At 75.7% G+C, this 20,523-nt stretch carries 16 protein-coding genes, 1 tRNA gene and 1 pseudogene; 10 read left to right on the forward strand and 8 right to left on the reverse strand.

Translation table 11 applies throughout. The features are described from left to right. Window positions 1-70: 70 nt before the first annotated feature. From GYH36_RS11260 to GYH36_RS11270, 3 genes are all read left to right on the forward strand, one after another. The gene (locus tag GYH36_RS11260; RefSeq protein ID WP_115943287.1) at window positions 71-466 is read left to right on the forward strand and encodes a RidA family protein; all 396 of its coding nucleotides are present in this window, start codon (window positions 71-73) and stop codon (window positions 464-466) included. Between the two features lie 228 nt (window positions 467-694). Beyond that, window positions 695-1,384 carry a phosphatase PAP2 family protein gene (locus GYH36_RS11265; RefSeq protein WP_162289881.1) on the forward strand — a complete coding sequence of 230 codons (690 nt, stop codon included), beginning with the start codon at window positions 695-697 and terminating at the stop codon, window positions 1,382-1,384. Beyond that, window positions 1,384-2,091: a phosphatase PAP2 family protein gene (locus tag GYH36_RS11270; RefSeq protein WP_024841648.1), complete on the forward strand. Its 708-nt coding sequence runs from the start codon at window positions 1,384-1,386 to the stop codon at window positions 2,089-2,091. Before GYH36_RS11265 ends, GYH36_RS11270 begins: the two co-directional genes overlap by 1 nt. Before the next feature lie 193 nt (window positions 2,092-2,284). Here the strand turns inward: GYH36_RS11270 and GYH36_RS11275 are convergent, their stop codons facing one another. Further along, on the reverse strand, window positions 2,285-4,036 hold the full coding sequence (locus tag GYH36_RS11275; protein ID WP_115943290.1) for a glycosyl hydrolase family 18 protein: 1,752 nt from the start codon (window positions 4,034-4,036) through the stop codon (window positions 2,285-2,287). A gap of 139 nt (window positions 4,037-4,175) precedes the next feature. On the opposite strand from GYH36_RS11275, the gene GYH36_RS11280 reads away from it, so the two are divergent. Next, window positions 4,176-5,582, forward strand: a complete 1,407-nt coding sequence (locus GYH36_RS11280) for a DNA polymerase IV (RefSeq protein ID WP_162289882.1) — start codon at window positions 4,176-4,178, stop codon at window positions 5,580-5,582. On the opposite strand, the gene GYH36_RS11285 is transcribed toward GYH36_RS11280, so the two are convergent. Further along, window positions 5,477-6,814 carry a YbfB/YjiJ family MFS transporter gene (locus GYH36_RS11285; RefSeq protein WP_162289883.1) on the reverse strand — a complete coding sequence of 446 codons (1,338 nt, stop codon included), beginning with the start codon at window positions 6,812-6,814 and terminating at the stop codon, window positions 5,477-5,479. The two genes, GYH36_RS11280 and GYH36_RS11285, sit on opposite strands and share 106 nt — an antisense overlap. Window positions 6,815-6,835: 21 nt before the next feature. On the opposite strand from GYH36_RS11285, the gene GYH36_RS11290 reads away from it, so the two are divergent. Continuing rightward, complete coding sequence (locus GYH36_RS11290) at window positions 6,836-7,429, forward strand: TetR/AcrR family transcriptional regulator (RefSeq protein ID WP_162289884.1); 594 nt, start codon at window positions 6,836-6,838, stop codon at window positions 7,427-7,429. A gap of 36 nt (window positions 7,430-7,465) precedes the next feature. Here GYH36_RS11290 and GYH36_RS11295 read toward each other — a convergent pair whose 3' ends face one another. Beyond that, entirely contained in the window at window positions 7,466-8,131 is a 666-nt protein-coding gene (locus GYH36_RS11295) for a Type 1 glutamine amidotransferase-like domain-containing protein (protein ID WP_162289885.1), read from the reverse strand. A gap of 703 nt (window positions 8,132-8,834) precedes the next feature. On the opposite strand from GYH36_RS11295, the gene GYH36_RS11300 reads away from it, so the two are divergent. Continuing rightward, on the forward strand, window positions 8,835-9,281 hold the full coding sequence (locus tag GYH36_RS11300) for a hypothetical protein (protein ID WP_162289886.1): 447 nt from the start codon (window positions 8,835-8,837) through the stop codon (window positions 9,279-9,281). Window positions 9,282-9,542: 261 nt separating this feature from the next. On the opposite strand, the gene GYH36_RS11305 is transcribed toward GYH36_RS11300, so the two are convergent. The 3 genes from GYH36_RS11305 to GYH36_RS11315 form a co-directional block, all read right to left on the reverse strand. After that, window positions 9,543-9,632, reverse strand: a tRNA-Ser gene (locus GYH36_RS11305). Window positions 9,633-9,728: 96 nt separating this feature from the next. Continuing rightward, on the reverse strand, window positions 9,729-10,730 hold the full coding sequence (locus GYH36_RS11310; protein WP_162289887.1) for an iron-siderophore ABC transporter substrate-binding protein: 1,002 nt from the start codon (window positions 10,728-10,730) through the stop codon (window positions 9,729-9,731). An 8-nt stretch (window positions 10,731-10,738) separates the two neighbouring features. Beyond that, window positions 10,739-11,578, reverse strand: a complete 840-nt coding sequence (locus GYH36_RS11315) for a siderophore-interacting protein (protein WP_162289888.1) — start codon at window positions 11,576-11,578, stop codon at window positions 10,739-10,741. A gap of 396 nt (window positions 11,579-11,974) precedes the next feature. Between GYH36_RS11315 and GYH36_RS11320 the strand changes: the two genes are divergently transcribed. After that, entirely contained in the window at window positions 11,975-12,778 is an 804-nt protein-coding gene (locus GYH36_RS11320) for an NAD-dependent protein deacetylase (protein ID WP_162289893.1), read from the forward strand. A gap of 146 nt (window positions 12,779-12,924) precedes the next feature. On the opposite strand, the gene GYH36_RS11325 is transcribed toward GYH36_RS11320, so the two are convergent. Continuing rightward, window positions 12,925-13,356, reverse strand: a complete 432-nt coding sequence (locus GYH36_RS11325) for a nucleoside deaminase (protein ID WP_024841492.1) — start codon at window positions 13,354-13,356, stop codon at window positions 12,925-12,927. 443 nt (window positions 13,357-13,799) lie between these two features. Here GYH36_RS11325 and upp point away from each other — a divergent pair, with 443 nt between their 5' ends. The 3 genes from upp to GYH36_RS11340 all read left to right on the forward strand — a co-directional run bounded on the left by upp (window position 13,800) and on the right by GYH36_RS11340 (window position 16,348). Beyond that, window positions 13,800-14,435: a uracil phosphoribosyltransferase gene (upp, locus tag GYH36_RS11330; protein WP_024841493.1), complete on the forward strand. Its 636-nt coding sequence runs from the start codon at window positions 13,800-13,802 to the stop codon at window positions 14,433-14,435. 328 nt (window positions 14,436-14,763) lie between these two features. After that, window positions 14,764-15,483, forward strand: a complete 720-nt coding sequence (locus GYH36_RS20065; protein ID WP_162289889.1) for a winged helix-turn-helix domain-containing protein — start codon at window positions 14,764-14,766, stop codon at window positions 15,481-15,483. Between the two features lie 142 nt (window positions 15,484-15,625). Continuing rightward, window positions 15,626-16,348 carry an SDR family oxidoreductase gene (locus GYH36_RS11340; protein WP_162289890.1) on the forward strand — a complete coding sequence of 241 codons (723 nt, stop codon included), beginning with the start codon at window positions 15,626-15,628 and terminating at the stop codon, window positions 16,346-16,348. Window positions 16,349-16,363: 15 nt separating this feature from the next. Here the strand turns inward: GYH36_RS11340 and GYH36_RS11345 are convergent. Next, a pseudogene (locus GYH36_RS11345) lies at window positions 16,364-20,523 on the reverse strand (hypothetical protein); the annotation flags it as partial.

Genomic DNA, 20,523 nt, shown 5'->3' on the forward strand with positions numbered 1-20,523 from the left:
TGCGCGCGGGCGTGTCGGAGGTGCGGCGTAGCGTCGACCGCCCGAGGACCGGACCGCAGGAGGGACCACGATGACCACGCCGACCGTCACGCACCTCAACCCGCCCGGGCTGCACCGCAACCCCGCGTTCTCGCAGGGCACGATCGTCGAGACGGGGCGCACGCTGTACGTGGGCGGCCAGAACGGCACCGACGCCGACGGCGCGATCGTCGAGGGCGGCATCGCGGCCCAGACGGCGCAGGCCCTGCGCAACGTGCTCGCCGTCCTCGCCGAGGCGGGCGCCGGCCCGCAGGACGTCGCGCGCCTCGCCGTCTACCTCGACCCCGAGGCCGACCTCATGGAGGGGTTCGCGGCCGTCGGGGAGGTGTGGGGTCCCCACCCCGCCGCCGTGACCGTGCTGCGCGTCGGCCTCGGACGGCCGGGCGCACTCGTCGAGATCGAGGCGGTCGCTGCCCTCCCCGCCTGACGTCCGACGGGGGGCGCCCGCTCGCGTCGACGAGGCGTCGCGGTCGAGGGACGACGTCGTGCCGTTCCGTGCGGGCGCGCGTGGCGTCGTCATGGCGTGCGGACGCAGGCGGGCGAGCGCGAGCACGCGTCCTGGCCTGCGGGCGGGGCGGGTGCCGTCCCGACGTGCGCGCGCGGGGCGGGTGTCGTCTGGCGCGCGTGCGCACGGGGGCGCCGCTACTGTCCGGGGGTGCTCGCCGACCGGACCTCGCGCCGCGCGCTCGGACGGGCCGCGTCGTACGGGGTCGCGGCCAGCGTGCCGGTGCTCGCGCTCGGGTGGCTCGTGCGTGCGGAGTCGGGCGTCGTCGCCGAGGCCGACCGCGTGACCGTCGCCGCGGCGACCCGGTTCACGGCCGCGCGCCCGGCGCTGCGTCGCGCGCTGCTCGTCGGGCAGGAGGCGCTCGCCGCGCGGTGGGTGAACCTCGCCGCCACGGGCGTGTGCGCGTGGGCCTGGCGCCGCCGGGGCCTCGGGGTGCGCGCCGCCTGGGCGGCCGGCACGGTCTGGGGCGCGTGGGCGCTCGGCCTCGCGGCGAAGGGGCTCGTGGGCCGCGCCCGGCCCGTCGTCGAGGACGTCGTGACCACGGTGCCGGGCACGAGCTTCCCGTCCGGTCACGCGATGAACGCGGCCGCCGTCGGGGTGAGCCTCACGGTGCTCGTGCGGCCGCTGCTGCGCCGTCGCGGTCGTGCCGCGGTCGCGACGGCGGCCGTGGTGCTCGCGCTCGTCACCGCCGCCGACCGCGTGCTGCTCGGCGTGCACCACCCGTCCGACGTCGTCGGCGGGCTCCTCCTCGGCGGCGTCGTCGCCGGGGCGTCCGCCGTCGGCCACCACGGGTGGGCGTCCGCCGCCCCGTCCGGGTCCGCTCCGAGGATCGAGGTCTGATGCATCCCTTCGTGCACCGCTACGAGCTCGACACGTCCCGACCCACCGCGAAGGAGGTGCTGCGCGACGTCGGCCTCCGCGCGTTCGTGCCCGGCGCGGTGCTGTGGGTGCTCATCGTCGCCACGGGGTTCCTCGTGCGGGGGCCGCTCGGCGACCTGCCGGGCGAGGTCGCGGTGAACCGCTGGTTCGAGGAGCGCCGCACGCCGACCTGGGACGCGGTGACCGACGTGCTGTCCCTCATCGGGACCACCGAGTTCATCATCGGCGGCACGCTGCTCACCGTGCTGCTCGTGTGGTGGCGGACGCGGCAGTGGTGGTTCGCCGTCGTGCCCGCGCTCGCCGTCGCGCTGCAGGCGCTGATCTTCCTCACGTCGTCGATCGTCGTGGGGCGCGAGCGGCCCGACGTCTCACGGCTCGACGAGGCCCCGCCCACGTCGAGCTTCCCGTCGGGCCACACCGGCGCGTCAGCCGCGTTCTACCTGACGCTTATGCTGCTCGCTCAGCGCATCACGCACCCGGTGCTGCGGGTCGTCGTGACGATCCTGTGCTGCCTCGTGCCCCTCGGCGTCGGGGTGTCCCGGCTGTACCGGGGGGCGCACGGCACGGCCGATGTCGTCGCGGGCCTCGTGAACGGCGTCGTCTGCTGCGTGCTCGCGTGGAACTACCTGCGGCGCGACGTGCGCGCCGTGACCCGCGAGCGCCGCTGAGCCTCCCGGCGCTCCCGCACCTGACGCGCCTGCCGCGCCCGCCGCGCCCGCCGCGGGCTCTCGCGCCACCGCGCCGACCGCGACGATCGCGCCAACCCCGCCGACGCGAACGGCGGGCCCGGCCTCGAGGACCGGGCCCGCCGTCGTCGTGCCGGGGTGGTCCGGGCGGCGTACCGCCCGGCCGACCGTCAGGTCACGCGCAGAGACCCACCGGGTCCCACGAGCCCCACGTCACGGACCCGGGCAGCTCGCCCTGCGTCCACCACTGGGCGCGGTAGTTCACGCCCGCGCGGGAGACGGTCTGACCGCCGGCGTACACGGCCTCGCGCGACCACGCCGGGGCGCAGTCCGCGACCTCGACCGCGGGCGCCGTGCCGCACGGGCCGATCTTCTTCCAGGCGTTGCTCGCGCCCGGCTCCTGGTTGCGCGTCCACCACTGGGCCGCGTACTCCGCGCCCTCGTGCGACACGACGTCGCCGCCCGTGTAGACGCCCGTGCCGTACCAGGGCGCCGCGCACTCGGCCGCGACGCCCGGTCCCGGGGTCGCCGCGCGCAGCGTCGAGCCCAGGGCGTCGCCCAGCTCGTTGCGGTAGTCGCCCGAGAGGTCCCACCACATCGCGCCGCCGTAGCCCTGCGTCGCGACGAACTCGGCCTTGGCCGTCACCGACGCCGGGTCGTCGTAGCTCCACCACTCGTCGCCGTCGTAGAGCCAGCTCGCGCCGATCTCCGGGTCGAAGAACGCCTCGCCGTCGAACGAGCGCAGCTCCGCGTACGTCTTGGTGCCCACGTAGCCCGCGGCGGGCTGCCAGCCCTGCGAGCCGTCCTCGACGCCGTACCAGCCGTGGCCGTAGGCGGCGAGGCCCGCGTTGATCTGCGACGGGTCCGCGCCCGCGTTGACGTACATGGCGAGCGCGCCGTCGAGCCCGAGCCCCCAGTTCTGCGTGCCGTCGGGGTGCAGGTTGCCCTGGTGCCCCGTCTGGTTCGGGACCCAGCCGCCGTGGAAGTCGTAGCCCTGCACGTTGAGGAAGTCGACGACGGCGAACAGGCGCGGGTCGAGCCAGCCGCCCTCGCCCGCGTTCCAGCCGCCCGCCGGGGCGAACGCCGTGAGGAGGTACTCCTGCCCGTTCGCCGCGCCGCGCGCGTCGAGCTCGGCGCGGAACTCCTCCATGAGGAGGAGGAAGTTCTCCTTGTCCTCGGGGCGGGCGTTGGCCGTCTCGCCGCCCGTGACCGGCCACTCCCAGTCGATGTCGATGCCGTCGAAGATCCCGGCCGCGGCGCCCGGGCCGCCCTTGCCGTCGATGACGGGCAGGTCGCCGTCGATGTAGAGGTCGAGGCAGGAGTCGACGAGCGCGGTGCGGCCCTCGGGGGTCGACGCCGCCTCCGAGAAGTTGTCGGACCAGGTCCAGCCGCCGAGCGAGATGAGGATCTTCGTCTCGGGGCTGACGGCCTTGAGCTTCTTCAGCTGGTTGAAGTTCCCGGCGAGCACCTGGCCGGGCTTGTCGGCCTTGCCGTCCACGGAGTCCGCGGCGGGGACCTCGGCGACGAAGTCGTTGAGCGGGTCGCCCTCGCCCGGGACGTCGGCGATGTCGCACACGAGGTCGGTGGTGACGTTGCCGAACGCGTAGTTGATGTGGGTGAGGTCCTCGATCGCCCCGGTGCGCACGAGGTCGGCCACGTGGAAGTCGCGGGTCACGCGCGAGTCGGCCATGACATAGCCGACGCTGCGGAACCCGTTGATGTCCGACGGCCCGGTGACGGACGCCGTCGGCTTCGCCGCGGGCTGCGGTGCCGCCACGGCGGGCACGGCGAAGGTGGACGCCGCGAGGGCGAGCGCCCCGACGACGGCGGTGGTCGCGACCGCGCGCGAGCGGGCGGTCGGTGCGTGCGGGGAGGGGGTGGACGAGCGGCCCGAGGAGGCCACGCTGGGTGTCGATCGATCGGTCATGAAGGCCTCGTTGCTCTTCGGCCCGGGCTGGGGATCCCGGGATTTGTTCGGTCTCCTGCAACTTACCTGGCGGCGGCATGTTTACGCCAGGGTCCGAACGAAGGTCCGCCGTGTCGGTCCGGGCGGGCAGAGTAGGGCGGTGAGCATCGACCGCGCGCCCCACGCCCCGGTGCTGCGCGCGCGCCCGACGATCGTCCACCTCGACGCGGACGCGTTCTTCGCGGCCGTCGAGCAGCACCAGCGCCCGTCGCTGCGCGGGCGTCCCGTGCTCGTCGGCGGGGTGGGTCCGCGCAGCGTCGTCGCGACGGCGTCGTACGAGGCGCGGCAGTACGGCGCGCGCTCCGCGATGCCCATGGAGCAGGCGCGGCGGCTGTGCCCGCCGTCGACGGTCGTCGTCGTGCCACGGTTCGCCGCGTACGCGGCGTACTCGGCGCGGATCATGGCCGCGCTGCGCGAGGTCACCGAGCTCGTCGAGCCGGTGAGCATCGACGAGGCGTTCGCGGACGTCGCGGGCGCGGTCGGGCCCGAGACCGACCTTCGCGCGCTCGCGCACCGGATCCGCGAGCGGGCGCGCGAGCTGAGCGGGCTGCCGGTGTCCCTCGGGCTCGGGCGGTCGAAGCTCGTCGCGAAGCTCGCGTCCGAGGCCGCGAAGCCCGGCGGGGTGCGCGTGGTCGGCGCCGACGACGAGGACGCGTTCCTGCTCGACCTGCCCGTGCGCGCGCTGTGGGGCGTCGGGCCCGTGTCCGCCGCGCGCCTCGACGAGCTCGGGGTCCGCACGGTCGCGGACCTGCGCCGGCAGCCGCTCGACACGCTGCTCCTCGCCGCGGGCGAGGCGGGCGGCACGAACCTGTACCGGATCGCGCGCGGGTGGGACGACCGTCCGGTCACCACCGTGCGCGAGCGGAAGTCCGCGGGCGCCGAGCACACCTTCGACACCGACCTGCACGGCCGGGCGGCGATCGCCACCGCCCTCGACCCCGTGGTCGACGCCGCGCTCGCCCGCCTCGAGCGGCACGCCGTCGCCGCGCGGACCGTCGTCGTCAAGGTGCGGCTCGCGTCGTTCACGACGCTCACGCGTTCCGTGACCCTGCCCCGCCCGACCGCCGACGAGGGCGCGCTGCGCGACGCCGCGCACCGCGCGCTGCGCCTCGCCGACGTCACCGAGCCCGTCCGGCTCCTCGGGGTCGCGTTCCACGCGCTGTCCGAGCACGCGCAGCTCATGCTGCCGCTCGGCGACGAGCGCGCGGAAGCCGCCGGGGAGCCCGCCGACGCCGTGCCGTTGCCCGCGCCGTCGCCCTCGGGACCGGTCCGGGCGACGGCCGCGAACGTCGCGCCCGGGCTCGACGTCGTCACCGCGGCCGACGGGCGCGGGTGGGTCGTGCGCGTCGGCGACGACGGCCGCGTCGCCGTGCGCTTCGAGACGGCGCGGACCGGCCCCGGCTACCAGCGCTGGGTCGACCCCGACGCCGAGGACCTCACGCTCGTCGAGCCGCTCGGCCCCGACGGCGAGCCGGTACGCCCTGTGCCACCGGACGACGACGCGTAGCCGCCCTCCCCGGCGCCGCCCGCCGTCGTGGTGCTCGGGCCGCCCGGGCCGGGGGCCGCCGTCGGGACGATCCCGGCCGCGGCGACGAGGGCCGCCGCCCCCGCCCAGAAGGCCGCCTGCGGGCCGACGACGTCGCTCAGCCCGCCCGTGACGAGCGCCCCTGCGGCCTGCCCGGCCGTGAGCGCGACGAAGAGGACGGCGGTCGCGCGGCCGGCCGCGTGCGGGCGCAGCGCGGCGCCCCACGCGATGAGCACGCCGCTCATCGCGGTGTACGCGCCGCCGAAGACGGCGCCCCCGGCCGCCACGACGAGCACGCTGCCGGGCGCGAGCGTCAGGGCCGCGGTGCCGGCGGCCGTCGCCAGCACCGTGACGACCCAGGCGCGGCGCAGGCCGAGCACGCGCACGGCGTCGCCGCTCAGCGCGCCGAGCACCGCGGCCACGCCGAGCAGGCACCACAGCGCGGCGGAGGTGCGCCCGGGCAGACCGCCCGTGACCGTCACGAGGTCGCGGCCGAACGTCCACACGGCGGCGCTGCCGACGCCCGCGACCGCGGCGGCGACGCCGGCACGCACGAACGGTCCGCGAGGCCGTGCGACGGCCTGCCGCCCGGGAGGGCCGGCGTCGTCCGTCGGCGGCGAGCCCTCGGGGCCTGACGGCCAGCGTGCGCTCCGGTCGACGACGGCGGCCGTGACGAGCGCACCCGCCGCGGCGCCGAACCACACGGGCCGCCAGGCGTCGGGCGCGGCGAGGGTCGCGGCGCCGACCAGCGCGACCCCGACGCCCGTCCCGGCGTTGACCACGGCCTGCGCCCGGCCGGCGCGCCGCGCGTCGACCGTGGACGCGACGGCGGCGACGAGCGCGGGCGAGGCGGCGCCCGCGGCACTGCCGGCGACGAGCACGCCCGCCGCGAGGCTCCACGCCGACGAGGACGCGCCGACCAGGAGCGCGCCCGACGCCGCGAGAGCCGCCGCGACCCAGACGACGGCCCGGGGCGACCGTCGTGCCATCGCCCGCTGCGCCCACAGCGCGGCCGCGCAGTACGCGGCGAAGCTCCCCGCCGCGATCGCGCCCGCGAGCGCCGAGGACAGACCCAGCTCGCTCGTCAGCGCGGGCAGCTGGAGCCCGTAGCCGTAGCGCACGACGCCGTAGGTCACCGCGATCAGGCTCGTCCCCGCGGCCACGAGACGGCCCGGCGACGTCGCGCTGCGCGGGTGTAACGATCGTTTCAGCATAATGATCGTTACAGTAGTCCCATGCCTCGGACCCACGCACGCGGGACGGCACGCGACCGTCTGCTCGACGCCGCGGAGGAACTGTTCGTCGAGCGCGGGATCGCCGCGACCGGCGTCGACGCCGTGCTCGGCCGCGCGGAGGTCTCCCCCGCGACGCTCTACGCGCACTTCCCCGGCAAGGACCACCTCGTCGCGGGCTACCTCGAGCGCCGCCACGAGCGGTGGCGCGCCACGTGGGACGCCGCCCTCGAACGCTGCGGCGACGACCCCGACGCCCGCGTCCTCGCGATCTTCGACGCCCTCGACGACTTCCCCACCGCGACGAGCACACGCGGGTGCGCGTTCCTCGCCGCCGCGGTCGAGGTCACCGAGCCCGAGCACCCCGCGTACCGCTGGCTCGCCGCCGACACCCACCTGCTCGTCGAGCGGCTGCGCAACCTCGCCGCCGAGAGCGGCGCCGCCGACCCCGACGCCCTCGCCGCCGAGATCCTCGGCCTGTACGACGCCGCACTCGCCTCCCGGACGCGGCGCGTCGTCGCGGGTGACGACGGCCCCGCCGCGCTCCCGTGCCGCGCGCTCGCCGCGGCCGCAGTCGCGCGCCACCGCGCCGGATAGTCGCCCAAGGCCCGCGCGAACGGGCCGCCGGCGGGGTCACGCCAGCCGGCGCCAGCTCCCCTCCGAGACGACCTCGACGCCGCCGTCGACCACGAGGGTCGTCTCGTCGTCGATCGCGTAGACGGGCCCGCCCAGGGACGCCGCCCACCGCTCCGCCGCCGCCGAGGTGTTGTCGGGGAGGTCGGGGTGGTCGAGGTGCGGGAACAGCGAGAAGTCGACGAGCCCGAGGAGCGCGACCTCCTCGCCGTCGGGCGGAACCCACCCGACGAACTCCTGCCCGACCCGCGGCGTCAACGCCATGTTCCCGCCGCTCATCCCGACGTAGACCGTCCCGGTGAGCGTCGGGACGAGGTCGGCCAGACCGGAGCGGCGCATCCAGTACGCGAGGTAGAGGGCGTCACCACCCGCGGCCAGCAGCACCTCCGTCTCGCGGACGAGGGGCAACCAGCGGTCCTCGGGGATGCTCGGCAGCGCCGTCAGCTCCAGCACCCCGACCGACCCCCAGCCCAGACCCGCCATGTGGTCCGACTCTCCGGTGATGAAGTCCCGGGCGTTCTTCCCCGGCCCCACCCACGGGTGCCCGTACAGCGCCGTGGGGATGCACAGCGCCGAGCACTCACCGATCGGCCGGCCCAGCAGCCCGACCAGCGCCCCCTCGATGGTCGGGTTCCTGACTCCCCCTGACGTGAGCAACAGCTTCATCGCACCCTCCGGGATTTGGCGGTATGCGCGGCAGACCGCGACGAGGTCGGGAAGTCATCGCTCGCTCGCGTCACGGTACGCAGCGCTTCCGGCCCGGGCACGACGAAGGGCCCCACAGCCGCAGGGTACTGCGGCTGTGGGGTCCTTCGGGTGGCGGTGGCGGAGGGTGTGGATGGTCGGCCTCCATGCCCTCGGTCGAGGCTGCCAGAACTGGCCCCTGACCTGCACCGTCGCCCGGACGTTCCTCGTACGGGGTTGCGCACAGGAGCACCCGCACGTCAGGCAAGACGGAGGCATACCGATGGGCTCGGGCAGCGCACCGCGGTGGGGACACCAGGAGGCGCCGGACCGATGGCGGAGCACAGGAGGTCGGCGAAGGTCCGGGTCAGGGGTGGCCGCAGGCCATCGCGCAGCGACGCCGCAGGCGCCCTTGACGCGGGCCCTAGCCGACCGGATGCTCGACGTTCGGTGCGGGGCCGGGACGCAAACCCCGAGTTCTCGCTGTACCGGGGATTCGACTGCGCCCGCGTGGGTACAGGTGACCGATAGGCTCGCCGCCGTGGACCGACCAGGAGTGGCGGAGATTCATCGGTTGCCGGCCCAAGAACCTGTCAAACCGGCGCCGGTCAACTGGACGCGAGCTCGCACAGCCCTCTCAGCTGTAGCTCTCGTCGGCTTCCAGTCCCTCCTGACCCTCGCAACCATGGTCACGGTCGGTCTCATCACCTGCGTGATCGCGGGCCCGTACGACGGACTCCTTGCTGTTCTCGGGTGGCTCTTCTGGAGTGCAGCGTTGGCGGTCCTGACGACTGGAGTTGTTCTCGTCCTCGGCCTTCCTCTGCGCCTGGTCCCACGGCTGCGTACCTGGTGGAGCGACAACGGCGAGTACACGCTTCTCGGGGCTCTCGTTGGCGCCGGGCTCATCGCAAGTTCCTTCCTTGCTGGCAGTCCGGACGCGGTCAGCGTAGACGGCGTCGACCTACCGATCTTCCAGCCGCACTGGATGCTCCTGCTCGCCGGGTGGACCGTGCTGGCGTTCTCATGCGCACACGTCCGCTGGCCACGGAGGTGGACGCGAGTGATCCTCAGGCGAATGGACCTTGGCTCGCGCGGCCCAGGGACGCCGGGGGAGACTGTTCAGTCGCGATGAGGCGGTCCCGGGTTCGATTTTGGGGCCACCTCGCATGCCCGGACCGGTCTCGGGGGTGGGGTGCGGAGCGAGCGCAGCGAGCGAAGCGCGGGGCCCTCGCCAACGAGGACGGGACGCGCGGCGAAGCCGCGCCTTGAGCCAGCAGGGAAAGTCATGCGGCGGGGTCGACGACCACCGAGCACCAAACAGGTGAGTTTCCGGTGACCTCCACATGACGAAGGGCCCCACAGCCGCAGGATTATGCGGGTGGGGCCCTTCGTGTGGCGGTAGCGGTGGGATTTGAACCCACGGTGGACTTTCACCCACACACGCTTTCGAGGCGTGCTCCTTAGGCCGCTCGGACACGCTACCTCGCCGGGATACCCGGCCCAGGAAGGATACCTGGTCACACCCCCGGACACCGAATCGGCCGGTCAGACCGGCCGATCGGCCGTCGGAAGCGCACCGTCACGACCCGCCGAGCGCGTCCGCGAACAGGGGCACGACGTTGTCGATCGCGTAGATCACGGCGGTGGGCGTGCCGAGCGAGAACGCGTTGGAGAGGTCGGCGTCGTCGAGCACGACGTAGCGGCCGTCGGCGACGGACGGCACGGTCCGGAAGATGGGTTGCGCCTCGACGTCGGCGGCGGTGAACCCGATGGGCTGGATGACGGTGAGGTCGGCGTCGAGCAGGTCGACGTTCTCGGTGCCGAGGGTGACGGAGAACGCGTCGCCGGCGGCCTCGTCGATCTCGGGCTTGGTCTCGAACCCGAGGGCCTGCATGAACTCGCCGCGGCTGGACGACGACACGTACGCGCCGAAGCCTTCGGCCCAGTACGACCCGATGACGGCGGTCTTGCCCGCGAAGTCGGGGTGCTCGTCGCGCGCGGCGGCGAACGCGTCGTCGACCTCGGCGAGCAGCTGCTCACCTTCTTCGCTGCGCCCGAGCGCGGCGGCGATCATCGTCACCTGGTCCTCCATGGGCGTGAGGTAGGCCTCGCCGCCCTCGGGGATCGCGACGGTGGGCGCGATCTCGGTGAGCCGCTCGTACCGCTCGGGGTCGCCGGACGACTTCACGTCGAGGATGACGTCGGGGTCGAGCACGGCGATCTGCTCGTACGAGGGTTCGAGCGTGCCGATGATCTCGGGCGACTCGTCGTAGGCGCCGTCGAGCCAGGGGCCGACGCCGTCGCCGCCGAACGCGAGCCAGTCGCTCGCCCCGACGGGCTGGACGCCGAGCGCGAGGGCGGTCTCGGCGTCGCCCCACCCGAGGGCGACGACGCGCGTCGGCTGCTCGGCGATCTCGACGTCGCCGAACGCGGTGGCGACGGTCACGGGGAACGCCCCGTCGCTGCTCGTGCCGCCCGTCGGCGCGTCGTCCTCGCCGCCGGACGAGCACGCGGCGAGCGCGAGGACGGCGAGCGCGGACGCGGCCGCGAGCGCCCGGCGGAACGTGGTGGTGCGGTGCATGGGACTCCTCAGTCCTCGAAGATCTTGCCGACGGGCTCGCGCTTCTCCGCCTGGAAGCGGTCTTCTGCGCGGCCGTAGGCCCAGTAGCCGGAGAGCGACAGGTCGGCGCGGGGGACGCCGCGCTCGGCGAACACGCGGCGCAGGGCCTTCATGGCCTCGCGCTCGCCGTGGGCGAAGACGTGCACGCGGCCGTCGCGCCACGGGAGGTCGGCGACGGCGTCGGGCAGGAGGGTCGTCGTCCCGGCGGGTGCGTCGCCGCGCAGCGCCCAGGTGACCTGGACGCCGTCGGGCGCTTCGAGCGGGAGGCGGTCCGCCTCGGTGCCGACCTCGATCACGGCGTGCCCGACGGCGTCGCGCGGCATGGCCTCGAGCGCGGCGGCGATCGCGGGCAGGGCCGAGTCGTCGCCGGCGAGCAGGTGCCAGTCGGCGGCGGGATCGGGCGCGTACCCGCCGCCGGGGCCGGAGAGGACGAGGCGGTCGCCGGGCGTCGCGCGCGCGGCCCACGGCCCGGCCAGTCCCTCGTCGCCGTGCACGACGAAGTCGATCGCGAGCCGCTGCGCCGCCACGTCGACCCACCGCACGGTGTACGTGCGGGTGACGGGCACGTCGTCGGGGGCGAGGGTCTCGCGCAGGGCCGCGACGTCGTAGGGCGGTTCGAGGCCGAGCTCGGGCTTGGCGAAGTAGATCTTGACGTACTTGTCGGTGTGCTCGTTCGTGGTGAACGCGGCGAAGCCGTCGCCTCCTGCCACGACCCGCACGAGGTGCGGGGAGAGCCGCGTCGTCTCGACGACCTCGAGGACCGTCTGCGGGCGGGCGCGCCGCGGTGCGGGCGCGGTGGTGGTCGGCATGAGAACCTCTCGTCGATGACTTAGGCGAGCCTAACAGCGCCTGGCAACGCCCGGCCGTGACCCCGGTCACCCGCGCCCACCCGACCACCGACCCACCGACCCCGCCGAGCATGTGGTTGTGGCCCGTCCGGTCGCCGGGACGGGAGGTAGCCGCATGTTCGCGGCGGGCGCAGGTGACCCTGACGTGACCCCGCGTGACGCCGCGCGCCGCGTCGTACCGTGGGAGACGTGCCCAGCGAGTCCCTCCCCCCGACCTCCTCCCCCGCCCACGTCGCGACGTCGTCGGCCGACCTGCCGTCGGCCGTCCCCACCCTGACCTCGCGGCTCGCGTGGCGCCCGAGCCAGCCGCCGACGGGCTCGGAGCCGGCGCCCCGCACGGGAACGGTCGACGACGCGGTGGAGCTGCTCCGCGGCCTGCGGGTCACGGCGCTCACGGGCGCGGGCGTCTCGACGGACTCGGGCATCCCGGACTACCGCGGCCCGGACTCTCCGCCGCGCAACCCGATGACGTACCAGCAGTTCGTGCAGGACGAGGCGTTCCGCCGCCACTACTGGGCGCGCAACCACGTCGGCTGGCAGCACGTGCACCGCACGCACCCGAACGCGGGCCACCGCGCGCTCGCGCGGCTGGAGGACGCGGGCGTGCTCGTGGGGCTCATCACGCAGAACGTGGACCTGCTGCACGAGGACGCGGGCAGCCGGAACGTCATCGACCTGCACGGCCGCTACGACCGCGTCATCTGCCTGCAGTGCGGGCGCGTCATCTCGCGCGAGCACCTCGCGGAGCGGCTCACCGCGCTCAACCCGGGCTTCGTCGAGAGCATCGGCGACGTCGAGGACGTCGAGATCGCGCCGGACGCGGACGCCGTGATCGAGCAGACGTCGCACTTCCGGCCCGCGCCGTGCGAGTTCTGCGGCGGGGTGCTCAAGCCGGAGATCGTGTACTTCGGCGAGAACGTGCCGCGCGAGCGGGTCGAGCGCGCGTACGCGATGGTCGACGACGGCGACGCGCTGCTCGTCGCGGGGTCGTCGCTCACGGTCATGAGCGGCCTGCGGTTCGTGCGGCACGCGGCGAAGCAGGAGAAGCCGGTCGTCATCGTCAACCGCGGCTGGACGCGCGGCGACCCGCTCGCCACGCTCAAGGTCGAGGCCGGCACCACCGAGACCCTCACCGCTCTCGCGGAGGCGCTCACGCGCTGAGCCGGCCACCGACGAGCGGTGGGGTGGAAGGACGGCGCCGGGTCGTGGCGGGCCTGGCGGGAGGCGCCGAGGAACGAGGCGCCGGATGGTAGACCCGGCGTCGTCGTCCCTCCCCACCGCGCAGGCCACCTCGGTCGCGTGACCGCTCAGCGTTGCGCGGCAAAGAAGTCGCGCAGGAGACGGCCGCACTCGTCCTCGCGGACGCCGCCGACGACCTCGACCGCGTGGTTGGCGCGCTGGTCGCGCACGAGGTCCCACACCGACCCGGTCGCACCGGCCTTCGGGTCCCACGCGCCGAGGACGAGCCGTTGCACGCGCGCGAGCACGAGCGCCCCCGCGCACATGACGCACGGTTCGAGGGTGACGACGAGCGTGCAGCCCTCCAGCCGCCACTCCCCGACCGTCGCGGCCGCCTGACGCAGCGCGAGGACCTCGGCGTGCGCGGTCGGGTCGCCGGTCTCCTCGCGCCGGTTGCGCCCGACGCCCAGCAGCCGCCCGTCCGGCCCGACGACGAGCGCCCCCACGGGCACGTCGTCGCTCGCGAGCGCGTGGGTCGCCTCGTGCAGCGCGAGCCCCATGAGGGCGTCCCACACGTGCCGGCGGCCCGCCACCGTGCCCGGCGGGAACGTCCCCTCCGCCCAGGGCAGGTCGAGCCCGCGCGGCCCGGGAGCGTCCGGCGTCGGGGCGTCACGGGGCTCCAGCTCGATGCCCGGTCCCGGAACACCGGCGTCGGATGCGCCTGAGGCCGGCGCGTGCGAGGCAGGCGCGTCCGGGGTCGGCGCGGTGCCCGACGTCGGCCCCGCACCCGGGTGCGCGGGGTCGCCGGGGTGGGCGTCGTCGTCGGGCACGGGACCTCCGGGGGCGAGGAACGGGCGTACCGGCACGTGGCCGGTCCGGCGCCGCGCTGATGCGCGGCGGACGGCCCCACCAGGCTATAGAGCGCCGGGACGGCGACAACTCGCGGCCCGGCCACGGTTACCGGGCGGTACGGGAGCCCGTGCGGTCGGATACCGTTGTCGCCATGCGCCTGCACGTCGCCGACCACCCGCTCGTGGCCCACAAGCTCACCGTCCTGCGGAACAAGGAGACGGCGTCCGCCACGTTCCGGCTCCTCGTCGACGAGCTCGTGACGCTGCTCGCCTATGAGGCCACGCGCGACGTGCGCGTCGAGCCCCACGAGATCGAGACGCCCGTGACGACGACGATCGGCGTGCGCCTCGCGGAGCCGCGGCCGCTCGTCGTGCCGATCCTGCGCGCGGGTCTCGGCATGCTCGAGGGCATGACGCGCCTGCTGCCGACGGCGGAGGTCGGGTTCCTCGGGATGCAGCGCGACGAGGAGACGCTCGAGGCCGTCACGTACGCGAACCGGCTCCCCGACGACCTCACGGGCCGGCACGTGTTCCTGCTCGACCCGATGCTGGCGACGGGCGGCACGCTCGTCGCGGCGATCGACTACGTGTTCGCGCGCGGCGCGCGCGACGTCACGGCGGTGTGCCTGCTCGCGGCGCCCGAGGGCATCCAGGTGCTGGAGAACGCCGTGGGCGACCGCGTCGACGTCCAGCTCGTGGTCGCGGCGGTGGACGAGCGCCTCAACGAGAAGGCGTACATCGTGCCCGGGCTCGGCGACGCCGGGGACCGCCTGTACGGCGTCGTCTGACCCGTCCCACCTGCGCCGACGCTCCGAACGCACCCGGCGCGGCCCCCGCGCCGCCGCACCTCGCCGACCGGAACGCGAGACCCGAACGGTCCGCATGCTGAGAAGTTCCGTCGCACCTCTTGGCGCGCCACGTCGCGCGCTGCCATGCTCGCTCCCGTGAGCACCTCGACCCGTCCCGCCAGCGCGCCGTCCGGCGCGCTCCTGGGCGCGGTCATGTGCGTCTGTTGTCAGGCCTGAACCCTCTCCCGCACCTCGGTTCAGACCTCGACCCCTGCCGACCCGCCGGTCCTCCGGCGCTGCCGTCGGCCCGACGCACCCGGAGCCACCCATGACGCTCACCGCCACCCGCCCTGCCCGCCGCACCGCGCCCGCCCGCGCCGCCGCACCCCGCACCGCCGCGCCGCAGCGCGCCACCACCCCGCAGCGACCCGCCGCCCCGCAGCGCCCGGCGACACCCCGTGCCGCGGTGCCCGCCCGCACGACGGCGGAGCCCGTCGCGCCGCGCCGCACCCCCGGGTTCGTCCTCTACGTCGGCGTCGACGCGGCGGAGGGCGAGCAGCCCCAGGCGCAGCTCGTCGAGCTCGCCGAGGCCCTCGGCGAGCTCGCGCGCGACTGGCTGCCCAGCGCGGAGACCTACACCGCGCTCGCCCTCGCCGAGCCGACGACCGCGACCGCGTCGCCGGTCCAGGACATCGCCGCGTTCCGCGAGCGGCTCGCGACCCTCTCCCCCGTGCCGCGCGTCGTCATCGACCCCGCAGGTCGCACGGTCACGGTCGAGAACCGGACCGCGCACCTGACGTTCCGCGAGCTCGAGCTGCTGTCGTACCTCGCGCGCACGGCGCACCGCGTCGTGACGCGCGCCGAGCTGCTCGAGACGGTGTGGGCCGACCACGAGGTCGCCGCGGGCAGCCGCACCATCGACGTCCACGTGCGACGCCTGCGCGAGAAGCTCGGGCTGGAGCACGTCATCACCACGGTCCGCGGGCTCGGTTACCGGTTCGACCCGCAGACCCCCGTCGTCCTCGGCGGCACGGGGGACGCCGCCTGAGGACTCGCGCTGCCGGGCCGCGGTCACGTGGGGGTACGTGGGGGGACCCCGCGCCCGGCAGCGCACCCCCGACCCGCGCCTCCCTGCGGGCGCGGCCGCTGCTCGCCAGGCGCGCACGGGCGGGCGGCGATACGTTCGCCCCATGCGCACAGTCATCGCGGGAGGTCACGGCCAGGTCGGCCGTCGCCTGGCCCGGACCCTGGTGGAACGGGGTGACGACGTCGTCGCCTTCGTGCGGTCCGCCGCGCAGATCACCGACGTCACCGAGCTCGGCGCGCAGGTCGCGCTGATCGACCTCGAGAAGGACGACGCGGTCGCGGTGTCCTTCGAGCTCGAGGGGGCGGACGCCGTCGTGTTCGCCGCGGGCGCCGGACCGGGCAGCGGCGCGCCCCGCAAGGACAGTGTCGACCGCGCGGGCGCGGCCCTGCTCGCCGACGCCGCCGAGCGCGCGGGCGTCGGCCGCTACGTGCTCGTCTCGTCCCGCGGCGTCGAGGCGGCGCGCGCCGACGAGCGGCCCGAGGGCGTCGACGACGTCTTCTGGTCCTACCTGCGGGCGAAGGCCGCCGCGGAGGACGACCTGCGCGCGCGGGACGGGCTGCAGTGGACGATCGTGCGGCCCGGTCGGCTCACCGACGACCCCGGCGTCGGCCTCGTCGCCCTCGCCCCCGTGGGCGACGGCGACAAGCCGCGCGGCAAGCGGCGCAAGCCGGGCGCGGCGGTCGGCGAGCGGGCGGACGTGACGCGCGACGACGTCGCGCTCGTGCTCGCGGCGGTCCTCCACGAGCCGCGGTCGGCCGGTCTGGTGCTCGACCTCGTCGCGGGCGACCGCCCCGTCGACGAGGCGCTCGCCGACGTCCTGCCGTAGACCGGCCGGGGCCGCTCAGCCTTCGCCGCAGGCCGACCCGCGGTCCCAGAACACCCAGCCCAGCACGGGGTCGTCCGGGCGCACCAGCACGGTGCCGCTGCGCGCGGTGTAGTTCCAGCCGCGGTAGGAGACCTGGTCGCCGCGGTCGTACCAGGTGCTGCGCTCCCACTCGTCGAAGCACGCGGGCGCCGCGGAGAAGCTCTCGACCTTGAGCTGCTGCGACCACGAGCCGGCGTGCACGACGTACGTCGCGCCGGACCCCGGCGCCTCGCCGAGCGTCTCGGTGCGGCGCTCGCCGGCCGCGAGCGTCCACTCGCCCTTGGCGTGACCCGTGACGCGGAACGTCACCGGGACGTTCGAGCCGGAGTTGTCGAGCAGCACCGACACGGCGCGGTACGAGTGCCCGCGCTGCGCGTCGTAGTACGGGTCGCCGAGCACGAGGCTCGCCGCGGGCTTCGTCACCGCGCAGTCGAGCGCGGCGTACCGCTCCGTCACGGTGTGCGTGTGCACGACCCCGAGCACCGTGCGCGAGAGCACGAGTTCGACCTTGCCGGTCTTGACCGCGAGCGCCCCCGCGGGGACGTCCGCGCTCGCGCTCGCGCCCGGCGCGAGGTCGCCGAGGTCGCGCTCGCCGAACGGGGTGCGCACGACGACGTGCGTGGCCTCGGACGCGTCGTTGCGCACGCCCACGCTGAGCACCACGCCGTCCGGCGCGCACTGCGCGGTGACGGTCGGGGTGACGGACCAGTCGGGCTGGTACGTCGCGCCCTGGTGCTTCGCGGTGAGGCCCGCGTCGGTGAAGGTCGTGCCGAGCACGGTGCGCGACTGGGCGAACGTGACGGCGCCGTGCTTGACGTCGAGCGCGCGCGTGTCGACCGTGAACGTCTCCGTCGCGCCCGGCGCGACGGGGCGCGCGGGGCCGGAGTCGCCGTGGGCGCCGGCCGTCATGACGACGTCGACCGTCTCGGGCGAGTCGTTGGTGACGGTGCCGACGAGCTTGACCGACCCGTCCTGCCATCGCGCCTCGACGGACGCGGTGCGAGCCCACTGCGGGGCGTACGCCACGGCGCCGTACGCGGCCTCGACGGTCCGCGACCCGGGCCCGGCGGGCGTCGCGCGCTCGACCGTGAACGTCGCCGTGCCGGCGGGGACGGTCAGCGCGCGGGCGTCCACGGAGAGCGTCACGTCGGCGCCGGGCGCGACCTCGACGGGCGCGGCGTCGCCGTGCGGGGTCGACATCCCGACGCGCAGCGTCGTCGCGGCGTACGGGTTGTGGAAGGTGCCGGTCACGACCGACGTCCCGACACCGGCGCCCGACGGCACGACCCACGCGGCCCTCGCGCTCGCCGTGCCCGCCACCCGGTCCCAGGCGAAGCAGTCGACGCCGGGGACGACGTGGCTCGCGAGCGGCGTGCCGTCGGCCCGGACCGCGAGCGTCAGCGGCTGAGCACCCACGCCGCCCGGCACGGCGACCGTCACGACGGCACCGCCCGCGACCGTCCGTGTCAGGTCGTCGCGGCCGTCGACGGAGAACACGACGGGCACGGTGGACCGGGCGTTGTCGTAGCGCAGCGTGACGGACGCCGAGGAGACCTCGGTCCGCGGGTCGAGCACGCACTGCCCGACGCTCGGCGCGCCGACCGTCGGGGCGTGCCGCACCGCGTCGTACGCGGCCGTGACGACGTGCGACCCGGCACCGCCGACCCGCGCGACCCGGAAGGTGACCTCGCCCGCGTCGACGTCGCGCGAGCCCGTCCCGACGGTGAGCGAGACCTCCTCGCCCGGCCCGACCTCGACGGGCTCGGTGGCCCCCCACGCGCCGGCGTCCATGACGACGGCGAGGCGCGTCGCCGCGTGGCCGTTGCGGAACGTGCCGGTCACGGCGACCGAGCGCTCGTCGGCGAGCCAGCCCGCCTCCGCGGTGGCGTCCACGTCCCACGTGAAGCAGTCGGCGCCCGGCACCGTCGGCGACGCGAGCGGCGCGCCGTCGGCGAGGACGGGGAACGTCGTGGCCTGCCCGCCCACGACGGCGGTGACGGACCGGGCCACGCCGCCCCGGACCTCGACCGGCTCGGTCACGCCCGGCACGGAGAACGTCACGGGGAGCGTCGACGCGGAGTTGTCGAGGCGCAGCGTCACCGGCGCGCTGGACGTGTCGGTGCGCGGGTCGAACGTGCACCGCCCGACGGTGGGCTCGGGGACGGCCGGGGCGATCCGGTGCTCGTCGAGCAGCACGGGCAGGAGCGACTGGTAGCCCTTGCCGTCGCCGTCGGCGTCCACGTGCCAGCGGTACTGGCGCAGCACCGCGTTCGCGCGCGTCGTCTCGCGCAGCCCGGTCGCGAGCACGAGGTCGCCCGTGCGGCCGTCGGCGAGAGGCGCGATCGCGGCGGAGTCCGCGACGCCGGACCACGTGCCGCCGGTCGGCGCGAGGAGGCGGACGTCGACGCCCGCGCCCGTGCCGTTCGTGACCGTCGCCGTGTACCGGACGGTCCCCCGGTCGTTCTCCGCGGCGACGCGCACGTCCGCGGCCGTGAGCCACGACGGCGGGGTCCAGCAGTCGAGCGCGTCGAACGTGCCCGCGTCGAGCCGGTGCTCGAAGCTCTGCGCGAACTCGCCGTCGCCGAACGTCGTCGTGAGCACGAGCGTCGCGCTGCCGGCCGGGAAGCGCACGCCGTCGTCGACCCGGACCGTCGCCCGGTCCCCGGCGGGGACCGTCGTCGTGGCGCTCGACCCGGCCGCCTCGAGCGTCACGTCGAGGTCGTCGTACGGGGTGGTGTTCGTGTAGCTCGCGACGAGCGACGCGACGTCCTGGCCGTCGCGCGCGGTGCACCGCGGGACGACGCCCAGCCGCTGCCCGTCGTCGCCGAGAAGGCCCGCCTCGGCGTCGGCCCAGGGCTCGTCGACGTCGACCGGGACGCCCGTGCTGCCCGGGTGCGCGCCGTCGGCGGTGCCGCGCAGGCTGACGGTCGCGTCCAGCGGCCCCTCGCTGTCCGCGAGCAGCGCGAGCGGGACCTCCACCGCCGCCTGGGGCGCGAGCGTGGTGCCCGGCGGCGACGCGCACGTCACGGTCCGGTCGTCCGCCGTGCAGGACCACGTGCCGGCCGTGTCGTCGAGGAGGCGCAGCCCCGCGGGGAGCACGGCGGTGACGCTCGGCTCGACCGCGGGCTGGTCGCCGCTGTTGCGGACGGTCACGCGCAGCACCCCGTCGCCGGGGTTGTCGAACGACGGGGCCGTCGTCGATACCCGGATCTCCGGGCCGTAGTGGCGCACGGGCGTCGGTGCGAACGTGCGCCGGACCGGCTCGACGCCCTTCGCGCGCAGGTCGGCGGCGAACGCGTACTCGCCGCCCGACTGCGCGACGACCTGCACCAGGAGGTCCTGCGACGCGCCGGGAGACAGGACGCCGACCGAGCACGTGACGAGGCTCGTGCCGTCCGGCTGCCCGGTCGCGCTGCCGCACGGGAGCGCGGCCGCGGCGAGCGGGCCCGCGACGGCGGTGCCGCGCGCGACGAGCGTCGAGCTCGGCGCCGAGACGCCCGCCGGCAGTGTCAGGTCGACGACGACCTCCTCCGCGGAACGTCCTCCCGTGTTCGCCGCCGTCATGAGCAGGTCGGCCGGCTCGCGCGCGGCGAGCGTGACCGGCGCGAGCGACAGGTCGAGCGCGGGGGGCGCCGGAGCGGGCGTGGGGTCGGGCGTCGGGTCGGGCGTCGGGGCGGCCGGGGTGTCCGTCGAGGTCCCCGACCCGGGGTCGGCCGGCACGTCCGTGCTGGTCCCGGGGTCGGTCGTCCCGCCGGTCGTCGGCGCCTCGGGCGTGGACCCGACGGGCGCGGGCTCGCCGGTCGCCGTCGTCCCCGTGTCCGTGGCGGGAGGCGCGCTCTCGTCGACCGGCTCCGTCGGGATGTTCGACGGCGACGTCGGGTCCGTGCCGGTGTCCGACGGCGTGGTCGAGGTCCCGCCGTCCGACGACGGATCAGGAGAGGTGGACCCGGTCGGGGAGGACCCCGCTGCGGGCGGCGGCTCGGGCGAGAACACGCCGAGCGCGCCCGCGACGCCCAGGCCCGCGACGGCGAGCACGCCGACCGTGACGGCCGCCGCGGCGAGCGGCGCCGAGGTGACGAGCGCGACGAGACCGCCCGCACCGGCGGCGGCGAGGGCCCCGCCGCTCGCGGCGGCAC

This window comes from Cellulosimicrobium composti (genome assembly GCF_010287905.1).
Classification (GTDB): Bacteria; Actinomycetota; Actinomycetes; order Actinomycetales; family Cellulomonadaceae; genus Cellulosimicrobium; species Cellulosimicrobium composti.

Excerpts from the sequence above, each read along its gene's own strand:
- GYH36_RS11340 (WP_162289890.1), top strand. The coding sequence starts at position 15,626 with ATGCGCACAGTCATCGCGGGAGGTCACGGCCAGGTCGGCCGTCGCCTG.
- GYH36_RS11315 (WP_162289888.1), bottom strand. The coding sequence starts at position 11,578 with ATGCCGACCACCACCGCGCCCGCACCGCGGCGCGCCCGCCCGCAGACG.
- GYH36_RS11285 (WP_162289883.1), bottom strand. The coding sequence starts at position 6,814 with ATGCTGAAACGATCGTTACACCCGCGCAGCGCGACGTCGCCGGGCCGT.
- GYH36_RS11295 (WP_162289885.1), bottom strand. The coding sequence starts at position 8,131 with ATGAAGCTGTTGCTCACGTCAGGGGGAGTCAGGAACCCGACCATCGAG.
- GYH36_RS11270 (WP_024841648.1), top strand. The coding sequence starts at position 1,384 with ATGCATCCCTTCGTGCACCGCTACGAGCTCGACACGTCCCGACCCACC.
- upp (WP_024841493.1), top strand. The coding sequence starts at position 13,800 with ATGCGCCTGCACGTCGCCGACCACCCGCTCGTGGCCCACAAGCTCACC.
- GYH36_RS11300 (WP_162289886.1), top strand. The coding sequence starts at position 8,835 with ATGGTCACGGTCGGTCTCATCACCTGCGTGATCGCGGGCCCGTACGAC.
- GYH36_RS11310 (WP_162289887.1), bottom strand. The coding sequence starts at position 10,730 with ATGCACCGCACCACCACGTTCCGCCGGGCGCTCGCGGCCGCGTCCGCG.
- GYH36_RS20065 (WP_162289889.1), top strand. The coding sequence starts at position 14,764 with ATGACGCTCACCGCCACCCGCCCTGCCCGCCGCACCGCGCCCGCCCGC.
- GYH36_RS11275 (WP_115943290.1), bottom strand. The coding sequence starts at position 4,036 with ATGACCGATCGATCGACACCCAGCGTGGCCTCCTCGGGCCGCTCGTCC.
- GYH36_RS11325 (WP_024841492.1), bottom strand. The coding sequence starts at position 13,356 with ATGGGGCTCGCGCTGCACGAGGCGACCCACGCGCTCGCGAGCGACGAC.
- GYH36_RS11290 (WP_162289884.1), top strand. The coding sequence starts at position 6,836 with ATGCCTCGGACCCACGCACGCGGGACGGCACGCGACCGTCTGCTCGAC.
- GYH36_RS11260 (WP_115943287.1), top strand. The coding sequence starts at position 71 with ATGACCACGCCGACCGTCACGCACCTCAACCCGCCCGGGCTGCACCGC.